This window comes from Bacteroides sp. FSHCM14E1, assembly GCF_019633785.1.
In the GTDB taxonomy this organism is placed as follows: Bacteria; Bacteroidota; Bacteroidia; order Bacteroidales; family Bacteroidaceae; genus Bacteroides; species Bacteroides hominis.
Genome location: NZ_JADKYL010000003.1, coordinates 157,087 through 169,840, shown reverse-complemented (window position 1 = coordinate 169,840; position 12,754 = coordinate 157,087). Strand labels below are relative to the sequence as shown.

The 12,754-nt window shown below is 46.6% G+C and carries 9 protein-coding genes and 1 pseudogene; 4 read left to right on the top strand and 6 right to left on the bottom strand.

From position 1 onward, the window contains the following. Window positions 1-83 precede the first annotated feature (83 nt). The 3 genes from ISX59_RS06325 to ISX59_RS06315 are packed head-to-tail and all read left to right on the top strand — an operon-like array spanning window position 84 to window position 2,302. Entirely contained in the window at window positions 84-713 is a 630-nt protein-coding gene (locus ISX59_RS06325) for a DUF4476 domain-containing protein (protein WP_005778861.1), read from the top strand. Window positions 714-727: 14 nt separating this feature from the next. After that, the gene (locus tag ISX59_RS06320; protein WP_022011457.1) at window positions 728-1,396 is read left to right on the top strand and encodes a DUF4476 domain-containing protein; all 669 of its coding nucleotides are present in this window, start codon (window positions 728-730) and stop codon (window positions 1,394-1,396) included. 9 nt (window positions 1,397-1,405) lie between these two features. After that, window positions 1,406-2,302: a hypothetical protein gene (locus ISX59_RS06315; RefSeq protein ID WP_032536156.1), complete on the top strand. Its 897-nt coding sequence runs from the start codon at window positions 1,406-1,408 to the stop codon at window positions 2,300-2,302. 590 nt (window positions 2,303-2,892) lie between these two features. On the opposite strand, the gene ISX59_RS06310 is transcribed toward ISX59_RS06315, so the two are convergent. Both ISX59_RS06310 and ISX59_RS06305 read right to left on the bottom strand, forming a co-directional pair. Continuing rightward, window positions 2,893-3,246, bottom strand: a complete 354-nt coding sequence (locus ISX59_RS06310) for a hypothetical protein (protein WP_032531754.1) — start codon at window positions 3,244-3,246, stop codon at window positions 2,893-2,895. A 542-nt stretch (window positions 3,247-3,788) separates the two neighbouring features. Beyond that, window positions 3,789-5,711: a biosynthetic peptidoglycan transglycosylase gene (locus ISX59_RS06305; RefSeq protein WP_220575746.1), complete on the bottom strand. Its 1,923-nt coding sequence runs from the start codon at window positions 5,709-5,711 to the stop codon at window positions 3,789-3,791. Between the two features lie 163 nt (window positions 5,712-5,874). On the opposite strand from ISX59_RS06305, the gene ISX59_RS06300 reads away from it, so the two are divergent. Continuing rightward, on the top strand, window positions 5,875-7,122 hold the full coding sequence (locus ISX59_RS06300; RefSeq protein ID WP_220393082.1) for a MutS family DNA mismatch repair protein: 1,248 nt from the start codon (window positions 5,875-5,877) through the stop codon (window positions 7,120-7,122). A 66-nt stretch (window positions 7,123-7,188) separates the two neighbouring features. On the opposite strand, the gene ISX59_RS06295 is transcribed toward ISX59_RS06300, so the two are convergent. The 4 genes and pseudogenes from ISX59_RS06295 to ISX59_RS06280 form a co-directional block, all read right to left on the bottom strand. After that, window positions 7,189-9,426, bottom strand: a complete 2,238-nt coding sequence (locus ISX59_RS06295; RefSeq protein WP_032540299.1) for a glycoside hydrolase family 31 protein — start codon at window positions 9,424-9,426, stop codon at window positions 7,189-7,191. Window positions 9,427-9,540: 114 nt separating this feature from the next. Next, window positions 9,541-9,926 (bottom strand): annotated as a pseudogene (locus ISX59_RS21380) (sigma factor); the annotation flags it as partial. A 342-nt stretch (window positions 9,927-10,268) separates the two neighbouring features. Next, entirely contained in the window at window positions 10,269-11,591 is a 1,323-nt protein-coding gene (locus ISX59_RS06285) for a TolC family protein (protein WP_005778845.1), read from the bottom strand. 55 nt (window positions 11,592-11,646) lie between these two features. Further along, window positions 11,647-12,747 carry an efflux RND transporter periplasmic adaptor subunit gene (locus tag ISX59_RS06280; protein WP_005778842.1) on the bottom strand — a complete coding sequence of 367 codons (1,101 nt, stop codon included), beginning with the start codon at window positions 12,745-12,747 and terminating at the stop codon, window positions 11,647-11,649. Window positions 12,748-12,754 lie beyond the last annotated feature (7 nt).

The following is a 12,754-nucleotide window of genomic DNA, read 5'->3' as shown; positions in this document are numbered from 1 at the left end:
ACGTATGAATAGACAGAATCATTAGGGTGGGGAGTTTCCTCACCCTATTTTTGTGATATTAAAAACAATAAAAACTAAACGATATGCGAAAAGTAATCATAACCCTTTGTTTCTTGTTCGCTGCATTTATGGCACAAGCCGGAAGAATCAGCGGAATAAATATCCAGAGTGCAGGTGAGGCGATTCTTGTCTTTATGGATGGCGAACAGATATGCACGCCGACAGAGACTTGCTTCATAGCCAACTATTCGGGCAGACACCGCATAGAGGTATATGCCGCACGCTATATCCCGCGCACCGGACAGAGTGTAAAAGGAGATTTGTTGTTTCAGGAATGGGTGTCAAATCCCGGTATGAACATACGGGATATCCGGGTAGGTAGAGAGGGGCGTCCCGGATACGGATATGATGTGGTGATGAACCGGGCAGAGTTCGACCGCTTTCTGAGAACAGTGAAAGATAAGCCTTTCGATTCTGACCGCAATAAACTGATCGAGACTACGCTTGTCTCTACCGGCTTTACTTCCGATCAATGCCTCCAGTTGGTTAAGTTGTTCAGTTTCGACAGTGAAAAAATAAAGCTGATGCAGGCCATGTATCCGCGGATTGTTGATAAACCGAATTTTTATCTGGTTATTGAGAGTCTGACCTTTCAGTCCGATAAGAATAAGATGAACGAATTTGTGAGAAAATACCATAGTCAACGTAACTAAAACCTATATAAATTATGAAAAAGATACATGTTTCAGCAATACTACTCTTGCTCGTTGTCATGAGTAGTTGTGCCAGCCTGTTGGCAGATTTCAGGAACAGCCAACTGATGGGTATTCAGAAAGGAATGACGCAACAAGAGGTGAAAACCATTCTTGGAGAACCGAACTACAGACGCTTTGATGGTGGCATGGAAGAGTGGGAATATCGCGGGTACCTTTCCAAAGCAGGGCCTTCGGTGATTTGCGTTAACTTTATAGACAACCGTGTCGTAGGGCTGGATTCGTTCAAGGACGGTGCACCCACTGTTCCTCCCGCTCCATCTTTCTCTTTAGGTATTGGCGGTACAGTTTCCGCTTCGGAAGTGGGGCATTCCTATAGCTACAGGGCAATGAGAAATGATGAATTTGCCCGCTTCCTGAATGATGCAAAGAGTAAAACATTCGACTCGGACAGGACGGACTTTATCGAAAAAGCAGCGAGTTCTACCGGGTTTACTTCAGAGCAATGCCGTAGACTGATAAAACTTTATAGCTTTGATGATGACCGGACTAAGGTGCTGAAGATACTTTACCCGAGTGTAGTGGATAAAGATAACTTCTCCATAGCAGTAGATGAACTGGACTTCCTGTCGAATCAAAGTACTGTGAAGGACTTTGTGAAGAATTATAATAGAACTAAATAGACTTGAGATATGAAGAAACGAGTACTGATATTCTTTCTGGCCATCGGAATCACTGCTGTAAGTAGTGTGAGCATGGCTGCCATGAGCAATAGCCGCATTCGTAAGGAGACTCGTTTCCTTACCGACAAGATGGCCTATGAATTGAACCTGAGTACGGGACAATATAATGATGTATACGAAATCAATTATGATTTTGTTTACTCCATCCGTTATCTGATGGACGATGTGATGCGGGGAGAAGAGTGGGCGCTCGATAAATACTATCGCACGTTGGATATTCGTAACGATGACTTACGATGGGTGCTGACTGCTTCACAGTATCGGCGTTTTATAGGGGTGGATTATTTCTATCGCCCGATTTACGCCAATGGCGGAGGCTGGAGCTTCCGGGTCTATATCCGGTATACAAACCATAACCACTTCTATTTCGGAAAGCCTTACCACTATAGCAGTTATTGCGGCGGACACTATCGTACGCACTATCATAACAGCTATTATCGCGGACGTTACCGGCATGATTTCTATTCCGGTTCCCACAGCATAAGAGATCACCGGAATTATAACACGCACCGTCGTTCCGATTTCGGTACGGTAACTATACGTCCTAATTCGGCACGGAGAGATGATGTGCGGAGGAATGATGTGCGGAGGGAAAGTTCTGCCTCACGAGATAAAAACAGGGTGACTCCGAGGAGTTCGGCAACTCCCAATAGGGTGACTCCTGAACGTACGGATAGCAGACGCAGTAGTAGCCGGAGCCAGGAGAGGGTGAAGAGTAATAATGGCACCCGAAGTTCAGTCTCTGAGCGTTCTTCTTCAAGCAGACGCAGCAATGGAAATTCTTCTTCAGGCAGTAGCCGTAGTTCTTCTTCCCGCTCGTCGGAAAGAGGGAGCCGGGATAAATAACGTCAGTTCGACGAATTTTATTTGTCTGCATTTCGATCTTCCACCTTCCATCTTTTTGAGTTTATCACTCTAATAATCAAAGAAATATCCGGGTGGAAGATCGCATTTTTCAGCCCTTTATCTTCCACCCGTATCTTCCATCTTCCACCTACTGTTTTAAGGCAAAAATAAGGCGTAAATGCTGGTCGTCAGCCGAAAAATACGCCTTGCTTAAGCAAATACACCTCTTAAAGCATTTCGTTTTCCCTTGTTGTTTAACCGGAAATGGTGCAATCTGCATCCGGTTCCGGGCAGGCGTGCCCATGAGCCCGGGTACACGTGCCCATGAGTCCGTATACCTGGGCTTATAAGCCCAGGTATACGGGACGAGATAAAGATACCGACATGAATGATTAAATATTGATAATTAGATGATTAAATATGAAATAGAATAGAGAAGCGATTCATGTGAACTGGTTAAATGAAAGAAAAAGAACCGCTGTCCTCCGGGGGGTAGAGTGGCAGCGGTTCGACGAGTTAACTGGTTTGGTGAGTCGGATTTAGATTTAAAGTCAATTATAAAAGAGAATTTATTATGAAAGATCAAAGTACTATAGCCCGTCTATAATGACAGGAGTTTTGTGATAATGGTTCTTTTTGCATATTTGATTGATCCGGGATATATATTTGGAAGTGGCATACGCCTGGCTTGGTGTACGTTTCAGGCACGAATATTTCACTTTATGAATTTCTAAAAGAAGTTCGGCTACAAAGACAATCATGTCTGCACGTTCGATATGGGAAGGTGAACAGAAACATTCTGAATATTCATAATCCCGCGTAGAGAGTGTATAATGCAGAATCTTTTTACCTCGCTGAAAAATAAAATCCAACCGATACCAACCGTTTGCGTTGGTTCTGCGCCGGTGGAAAGACAAGATTTTGATAGTAGATTGTTTGCCCATAGCTCAAACGTATATCGGGCAGGGAAAAATGAACGGCCCTGCTGACCCGCTGAACTACATCATTCCATTGCAGAGCAAGAAAAGCATATATGCTGACCCATTACGGTATCAGACACGGGGGCAGAGCCGTCTTTTATCCAGAAGCTGCGGACATAAATAAATTATGCCCGTAGCTAAAGTTAGACAAAGAATGCTTTCTATGTCTTGCTCTCCAAGCGAGAGAATGTTGTAGTTCACCACAAAGATGGTGATAATTTCTGAATTGCCATAGCAAACGGCTAAAAAATGTACAATGAAACACTTTTTGCGGTGGAATTGTTTGCTGAATACCCTTTGTATAGGGGGACTTAACAAAGAAATAACGGTTCTGTGTCGGTAAATGCTCTCTTAGCAGATAAATCAGTTAGGATGGGGATGTGTCAAAAGCCTTTTCACCACATAGATTATCACAGATTAACAACTTTACTAATCAATGACTTAAAATTCACTCTGTGTCCTCTGTGGTGAGTTTCCCCCCTATTCTGCTTTTGGTATCTGATAAATTACTGTATGCTGTCTCTCTCCAAGTCTTTCCTTGCTTCGCCGGTCACATTTATCTCCGGGCGGATACTGTCCGCCGCCGCTTCGCTGATAACTCCCTTTTTTGCCAGTCGTTCGGCTATCAATCGATAATAGCCTTCCAGGTTTTCTTTCAGTTTCATGTCACCGGTGAACGAATTTCGGAAATGCTTGGGCTTCGGAATGATGGATGCCAGGAAGATGGACTCCTCGGCTGTCAGTTGAGACGGGCGTTTTTTAAAGTAGTAGGCAGCAGCCTCCTGTGCTCCGTAGACAAGCGGCCCCCATTCCACTATGTTCAGATATACTTCGTACATCCTGTCTTTGGAAGTGAGACGTTCCGTTTCTATCAGCCAGACGATCAGGGCTTCTTCCAGTTTCCGGGCTATGTTTTTGTTCCGGTTCAGGAATACGTTTTTTACCAGCTGCATGGTGATAGTACTTCCCCCACGGGCAAAACGTTTCACTTTCAGGTCTTGTATCAATGCTTCACGCATGGCATCGGGAAGAAAGCCCCGGTGATAGTAGAAAGCTCCGTCTTCACTTTGCATCACAGACATTTGCAATAGTGGAGAGATGCTGTCCAGTGGCGTGAAATGTTCCCAAGAGGGGCCTATGGGGAAAGTGCGTACCGGCTGTCCGTTTTCGTAAGCCGTATAGATAAACTCTTCCGACATTTTACCAAGGTCTGTGGCTCCGTATTTCACGATGCGGAAGTTTCTCTCTTTTAGTTCCGATTCCAGCTTCAGGCTGTCCGGTAGGGCAAAGTCCACATCCAGCAAGAAATGATAGGACAGTTCGCCGTCCGTCTTTATCCCTTCCAGATTGCTGAATAGTCCTTTGGGGAGTGAGCCGAAAAGTTCGTTTGCCGGAAACCAGGACTTGTTTAAAGCTGCTGTGAAGTGCCATTGGTGTTCTCTCTTCTCGGCTTTCAGATAAGGATGAAGCTGCATTTGGTTGAATTGCATCAAGGTTGTGCTGTCCAGTTCGGCGAACTCTTTACCCACAAGAACCCGGTAGGATATTTGTCCGCGGTCCAGATTGACTGTTTGAGGGGAAAGAGCTTTGTGATACACTTCAAGTCCGTTGACTGCTGCTTGTCCTGTCAGTATAATCTGACCGCTGTTTCCTTCCGATTCAGTCAGGCTATAGGTAAGGGTATCCAAGCGAATGTCCGCACCGAAACGGCGTTTGAGATAGGGGAGGGCGATTTTCTCTTTATGCTGTGCATAAAGTTCGGCTTTTAGCGTGTGGTGGCTTCGGTTTACCTCTCCACAGGTGGTCCAATGTTGGCTTACCGAATCTTCCTGTACTTCGATATCGGAGTTGAAATGGTTTTGCCGTATGCTTAATTGCGGGATGTGGATAGCTACGAAGTTACGGTCTTTCCGTTCGCTGACGTCGACTTGACGCAGTGTTCCGTTTTCGGGTAAGAGACCATAGAGCAGGTTCAGTATCCTGTTCACTCTGTGGGCATAGTCGGCTTGTGCCGAACCGGCCGGTACCTCCTGTTCCTTTTTCAGGAAGAGGAAGTCATAATTTGCTGTGCTGTCTGCTTTGATGAATGAAACTTTCAGCCGGTCGGCGGTTACGTTGCGTACTTCGATCTTTCCGCGTAGCAGTTTCCAGAAGCTGAGGCGCATGTTCAGGGCATGCAGGGTGAGGAGGGTGTCCCGCTTGTCAGGGACTACGGAAAGATTGCTCAGCTCGATTTCGTTCAGCCCTTTCATTCGCAAGGCATCGTAGCGGATGGATAATCCGTATTTTTGTTCGGTGCGCAGTATCCGCTTGCCAACCATTCGGCAGAGAATTCCGTTGCGTCCCCAATATAAACCTGTCAGAACAAGGATCAGGACACTTCCTGTAATGATGAGAGCGATGCTCCCTTTCGTACGATATTTTCCCATTATGATATGTAAACTACGGATTTATCGGCTGCAAAGTTATACAATTCCGGGAGGATGGATGATGCTCTTTCCGGAAAAATATTCTATCTTTGAGAAATCGATCATATGAGATACCGTGAAACAACTACGAACAGATAGACAGACTCTCAATGACTTAGGAGTGATGGAGAGTACGTACGGAGAGAAAACTCTTTTCTCTCTCTTTGACATGACGGAAAGTGACGGAGGAAAGAGGTGTCTGGAAGATTGGGCAACCCATCCCATATCCGATTGGCAGATGCTGCATGAAAGGCAGGAGGCAATCCGGTGTCCGGACTTCCCCGAAATACGTATTTGTCGGGAAGAGCTGGATTTTATAGAGTTTTATCTTAGTCAGGGAGACCGTCCGACAAGGGTTACTTATCTGGAATCTGTTTTATCACGTGCTTTCAGGGTGTTCAGAAGTACTCCCGAACGCTATATCATTCAGAGAGGAACAAAGTTGCTTGAAAATGTTTTGCTGGAACTGAAGATTTTTGCGGATCATGTGACCGAACTTTCTCCCCGGTTAATCCGCAGCATGGTAGCTACTGTCCTGGAGACTTATCAGGCTACGGAGTTGGGCAAAATGGTAGAATCCTGCGGACAGGAGGACGGTTTTTACCGGACCGACCGGCTGGATTATATTTTCCGCTATCGGCGCAACCATACCATTGCTGATCTTCTTTCGATTGTATATCAATTGGATGCCATCCGTACCATGCACCGTACGGCTGTTACGAAAGGATGGTGTTTTCCTACGTTTACGACCGATGGCAAATTTGTGCTTCGTGACTTTTACCATCCTCAGGTGAAAGATGCGGTGAAGAATGACTGGGATATGGAGCATGGGAATATCTGTATCTTTACAGGATCAAATATGGCCGGTAAATCCACGACCTTGAAAGCGATAGCGTCCGCCGTATGGCTGGCTCATGCCGGATTTCCGGTGCCTGCTTCTTCTATGGTCTGTCCGGTGTTTGATGGTATCTTTACTTCTATCAATCTTCCGGATTCGTTAAGGGATGGGCGCAGTCATTTTTATGCGGAAGTACTCCGGGTGAAAGAGGTGTTGCAACAGATTAATGAAGGTAACCATTGTTTTGTGCTGTTCGACGAATTGTTCAGGGGGACCAATGCACGGGATGCTTTTGAAGCATCGGTAGCCGTGACCGAAGTGCTCAGGGAGAAGGTTCACAGCCGTTTCCTGATATCCACGCATATCATAGAACTGGCCCGGAGGCTGGATGGAGACGATTCTTGTTGCTTTTATTACCTGGAATCTGCCATAACAGATGACGAACTGGTATGTAACCATAAAGTGAAGCCGGGTATTTCGGAGTCCAGGGTCGGATACTGGATTGTGAAGAGAGAACTTGCCGGAATGCAGTAATCGGATATAGAGGGTGTGCCTGGAGCCTGCCACAGCCTGACGGGTTCCCGGCACATCCTCGTGTTATTACTGTATCTTGATTACAATCGGTTTACGGATGTCCGTAACCTTGACTTGCACTACAATTCCGTTTAATTCCTTATCCGGAGTGGCTCTTACCTTTTTACCGTTCACCTGTATGCGGGCTTGTGTCGTGACTCCCGGCAGTTCAATCCGGTAAGCACGTTTCCGGGGCTGCCCTTCATAGGTTCCTTCTGCCGGCGACACGGTGATGATTGTTTGTTCTCCGGTCTTCTGATAGTTGAGGCGGGTGGTGGCATACTTGCCGGCCAGATAATCCTGCGTCAGTCCGTCATCCTCGTACAGGGTGTAAGTGTTGTCCGCTCCCTCTTCTCCCGGATAGCAACGCACGGTCAGTTCGGTGAGCGGGGTGGAGCACATTCTTTCCGTATATGGCTGCATCGGCAGCGGATGGCCTCCTTTGATAAACAAGGGGAATTCGTCCAGTGGGCTTTCTGTCTTTATGACTTGTCCACCCTCTTGTTTCTCGCCGGTGAAGAAGTTATACCAGCTTGTTCCGCCAGGCAGCCAGACCTCTTGTGTGGCTGTTTTCTTCTCTCCTTTGCCCTTTGTAGTGATGGGGGCACCCAGTAAAAGATCTCCGAACAGGAATTGTCCCGGATATTGATAGGCTTTTTCTTCTTCCGGATATTCGATGTACATGCCCCGGTTGAGCGGCAACATATCCGTATGGCACTGGCGGACGGAGGAGTAAATGTAGGGCATCAGCTGCGAGCGCAGGTGATAAATCCTGTGCATGGCCTTTTCTGCCTCTGTCCCCCAAAGCCAGGGGCGGCAGTCGAGTTTCTTGTCATATACCGAGTGGATGCGGAGTGAAGAGTTCAGCAGTCCGAATTGTGTCCAGCGGGTATAGAGTTCCGGATCGGTTCCGTCATAGAATCCACCGAGATCGTGTGCCCAGAAGAAACAGCCCGCATTGCCGCTGGTAGTCGTCAGGTCAACCTCAAAGCGGAGCAAGTCCCAGTTGCCCACGGCATCTCCGGAGAACTGGATCGGATGGCGATGGTCTCCCCAACCTGCCCAACGGCTGAATCCTGCGCCGCGGAGGCGGTTACCGGCCGAGTAGTTATAATAAATGTGGTTCAGCCAGGGAAGGTGTTTCATGTTTGTACCCCGTACCAGCGGATACAGATAATCTTGTTGCCAGTCGAGCCACCAGAATGCTACACCCATGGAGTCGCTTTCCTGATGGGCATGTCTCATGAAGGCATTCATATAATTGCGGTCGCCTGCGTCAAACAAGGGTACGCCGGTTTTCAGCGTATCTGCTCCCAGGTCACGTATGAATGCTTTGTAGCTGTCCTCGTGCGGGCGGATACCGTCGTGCGGATGTTCGTTCAGTACCACGTAAATATGGTCGTCTTTGAAGTCGCTTATCAGCTTCTCCGGTTCCGGAATCAGTTTCCGGTTCCAGCTGTAACCCGTCCAGCCGCGTGTGCCGGCATGTCCGGTTCCCACTTTGGCGTTTTGCGTATGCCATCCCATGTCGAACACCATGATGTCGAGTGGGAAGTCGTGTTCGCGATATTCACGTACCAGTTGACGGTAGTCTTCGTCCGTATAATTCCACCAGCGGCAATACCAGGAACCGTGTACATATTTGCGGGTCATCGGTGACGGACCGCTGACTGCCTGAAGCGATTTCAGGGCTGCCTTGTAGTCATTGCCGTAAACAAACAGATACAAATCCTGTACATGGCTGCGGTCGCGTTCGGTGACCCATCCGTTTTTCAGGATTTCTTTGCCGGTGTCGTTAATCAGGTACCATCCATCGCGGCTCAATAATCCTTCCTGTCGGTCGATGGGGCCGTCTACATCGTCGAGCGTGGTCACCGGTCCCAGCAGGTTCCGGCTTTGGCGGCTGGCTATGTACCAACGCGTCTCTTTGGGTGCGTTTCCGTTTCTGAAGTAGACAAACAGGTTGGTTTGCCCGAAGGGGAATCCGTCGTTGTAGTACTCGATGCGCAGGACGGGGGTGGTCATTACGTAACGGTTGCCCTCTTTTCTCTCCACTTTTACGTCGGTACATCTGGGAGTGCGGTCGACAGCGAAGAGTGTAGAGTCATTCAGGAACTGTCCCTGCTGTGCGTACTCCATACGCACCAGATGGTCGGTGATGAACGTGAACCGGCTGTTGCCTATAACTACCGGATTTGAACAGAAGGACGGCAGGCAGAAGAGTAGCCCGGCTATCCGGAGAATGGTTCGTTGGATGTTTCTCATGTCGTTTTTATTTTCGTTAATTGAACTGTTCAGGCTGTATCTGTATTTTCATTTCATACGAGGAACCCTCGCATACCCGGACGAAGCAGCTTCAATAAGATTCTCCTTTTATGGATTCTGTTCCAGACGCAGGTAATCCAGTGATTTGTTCTTCAGGATAGTGAGTAACATAGCTTGGGGAGAATTTATAATATCAGATTTCAGCTTCTCCCATAGCTTTATCAGGGCTTCGGCAGCGATGTCTTCTGCTGCCTGTTCGTCGTGTACATACGATCTGGCAAACAAGAAAGACTTTCTGTAGTAGAGAGTATGGAGAGCATTAAAACTGTTGATATTTAAGTCGTCCATCCTAATATTCCGTACCTGGGTATTTTTCTGTATTATCTAAATGCGCTGCAAGGTATGAAAAAAAAAGCAAAAGAGGATTAAAAGGTGTGTGTTTTCCTTTTTTCTGATATAAAATGTCCGCTAATGGAAGTGATATGTCCGTTGCTGAACATCTCTTTGTTTTATATATATGCTGATAATTAGATAGTTGTATACTTGGCACATTACTTGTACAGGGATAAACGGGTGAGTTGTCCGGTCGTGGTGTAACTTACTCTTAGATTGTAATTTTGATTGATAAAGGGTGGAATGTGAATTTCGCCCTTTATTTTGTGCGGGCAACAGGGTAAAAAAGATAGGGGGTGTGTCATTATTCACCACAGAGTAACACAGAGTTCCATAGAGAGAACTTAATCTGTTGATAGCTAAGGATATTTATCTGTGCAAACCTGTGTTACTCTGTGGTGAATAATGACACATCCCCCTATCACTTACAATAATAATAACCTCTTTTCTTAATCAATGGGCTGTCCTTTATAGAAGTCCAGTATCTTTGTACGGAACAGATAATCATATTTGGCTTGAATCTGGTCGGACAATGCTTTGGTGAGATTCAGCTTAGATTCATTGTATTCAACCGAAGTTGCTTTTCCATTATCGAATTTCTCACTCATCAGACGGAAAGATTCCCGGTTGGCCTCTACGGCTGATTCGCTTGACTTAAACTTGCTTTCGGCGGCTACAGCATTGTACCATGCTTGTTGGATTTCTTTGTACAGTGCTTTCTTGCTGTTGTCCAATTGCAGTGCCAGATTGGTCTGTTGCAGGCGTGCCGTACGTACGCGGTTGCGGGTAGCCAGACGATTGAATATAGGTATATTCAAACTGAATCCGGCATATTTATTCAGGTTGTTCTTCATTTGATTACCAAAACTTGAACCGGCACTACCGTTTACTGTATAGAAATTCGTACCTAATCCGGCTGAGAAGGATAACTGAGGATAGTAGCTGCTTTTAGCTATACGGATGTTTTTCTCACTACCTTCAAGGCGGTATTGGGCTGCTTTGATACCGGGCTTGTATAACATGGCCTGATTATAAATATCGTCCGGTGAAGTAAGTGGAGAAAACTCCAACTCAGTATCCGGGGCAGCCAATGCGAAGTTCTCCGGAGTTGGCAGTTCAAGCAATTGGCTTAGGTCGAGCAAAGCCAACCGGTAATTGTTATCTGCCTGCACAGCGCTCATTTCGTCTTGTGCAACACGTGCTTTGGCTTCAGCAACCTCGGCAGGAGAGGCTTTTCCTACTTCATGCAAGCGGGTGATACGGTTCAGTTGCTCTTTACTGAGGCCTACCTGGCTCTGGGCCACTTTACTTAGTTCCAGATTAAAGAGTACTTGCAGATAAGCAGAAGTGACATTGATGGCCAGATCCTCTTTCGCTTTATTCAAGTCTTCTATTGCAGCTTTCAGGTTGAGCTTCGTAAGCTCGTACTGATTGGGTAGTTCCAGACCGGTGAATAAGGGAATGTTCGTACCCAGGCTAAAGCTGCTGCTACCGCTGTTAATGTCGTTGTAGGTATTGTCTACGGGTGATGCCGTGCGCCCCCAGCTCCAGTTTTGCGAAGCGCTACCGCTGAGGTTGGGCAGGCGTGCCCATTTGGCTGTGTTTACATCCACCTTGCTTTGTTCGGCTGAATTTGCTGTTTGCTGCACACTGATGTTATGCTCAATGGCATAATCGATACACTGACGTAGAGTCCATCCTTCCTGTGCCTGTGCAGCGTAAGTGGACAGTCCGGTCAGTATCAGTAAATTAATTAATATTTTGTTTCCCATATTATGCGTTGTTGGTGATTCGTATTTTCTTTATACCTCTTTTATATATAAAGGCTTATTTACCTTTCTTTTCCGAAGCTCTCACTTTTTCTTTTCCGGTCAGACCTTCTTTGATTTCCAGTTTGATACCATCGCTCATACCGGTTTTTATTTGGCGACGTTCGAACTTCTGTTCGGGAATGCTATCGGTCATTACCCATACGAACGTGCTGTCACCGCTGAATTCGATTACGCCCTCGGGAACTGCCAAAACTTTCTGTGCGCGTTGCAGCACGATTTCTGCGTTGGCAGAATATCCGGAACGGATCTGTACTGAATCCGGTGCGTGAACGGCCGCTTTAATCTCAAACTGATTGGCTCCGTTTTCTTCCACACCTTTCGGAGAAATGTATTCCAGTTCGGCATCAAATGTAAGATTCTGCAAAGCACCGATCGTCAGTTTCACCGGCATACCTTCATGGATACGTCCAACCTCTGTTTCGTCGATTTTACCTTTGAAAATCAGGTCATTCATGTTAGCTACCGTGGCGATAGTCGTACCGTCATTGAACGTATTGCTCATAATAACGGAGTTACCTACTTTGATAGGTACATCCAGAATCAGTCCGTCGATGGTCGAACGGATCAGTGTGCTACTGAACGATGCACTGTTTTTGGTGATACCCTCTTTGATGATTTCCAATGCATCTTTTGCAGTCTGCAATTCTTCGCGTGCCTTCTTTATATCCACTTCACTCTTCTCGAACTCCTCTTTGCTGATTAGCTTGTCATTATAAAGCTTCTTGATACGTCCGAAGTCGGTCTCTGCCTGAGCTGCACTGATTTCTGCTACACGCACACGGCTTTCGGCTGAGTTTAACTGGCCCAGTTCCGGAATAACTTTCACTTTTGCGATCACTTCACCTTGTCTGATGGTTTGTCCGGCCTCCTTATATACCTCGGATATGATACCGGATATTTGTGGTTTAATAAGTACTTCATCTCGTGGTTCTACTTTACCGGTGGCCACTGTAGTCTTTTCCAGGTCGGCAACTTCCGGGGTGACAGTTTCATATACAGTTGTTTGGGGTTTCGACTTCTGGTACAGGAATATGAATGTCCCAATGAAGATGGCGGCTACCACTACCAGTAATGTGATTTTCAGATACTTTTTCATCTTGTTT

Coding starts and splice junctions, on each gene's coding strand:
- ISX59_RS06300 (WP_220393082.1), top strand. CDS start 5,875: ATGGAGAGTACGTACGGAGAGAAAACTCTTTTCTCTCTCTTTGACATG.
- ISX59_RS06315 (WP_032536156.1), top strand. CDS start 1,406: ATGAAGAAACGAGTACTGATATTCTTTCTGGCCATCGGAATCACTGCT.
- ISX59_RS06310 (WP_032531754.1), bottom strand. CDS start 3,246: ATGGGCAAACAATCTACTATCAAAATCTTGTCTTTCCACCGGCGCAGA.
- ISX59_RS06280 (WP_005778842.1), bottom strand. CDS start 12,747: ATGAAAAAGTATCTGAAAATCACATTACTGGTAGTGGTAGCCGCCATC.
- ISX59_RS06295 (WP_032540299.1), bottom strand. CDS start 9,426: ATGAGAAACATCCAACGAACCATTCTCCGGATAGCCGGGCTACTCTTC.
- ISX59_RS06325 (WP_005778861.1), top strand. CDS start 84: ATGCGAAAAGTAATCATAACCCTTTGTTTCTTGTTCGCTGCATTTATG.
- ISX59_RS06320 (WP_022011457.1), top strand. CDS start 728: ATGAAAAAGATACATGTTTCAGCAATACTACTCTTGCTCGTTGTCATG.
- ISX59_RS06305 (WP_220575746.1), bottom strand. CDS start 5,711: ATGGGAAAATATCGTACGAAAGGGAGCATCGCTCTCATCATTACAGGA.
- ISX59_RS06285 (WP_005778845.1), bottom strand. CDS start 11,591: ATGGGAAACAAAATATTAATTAATTTACTGATACTGACCGGACTGTCC.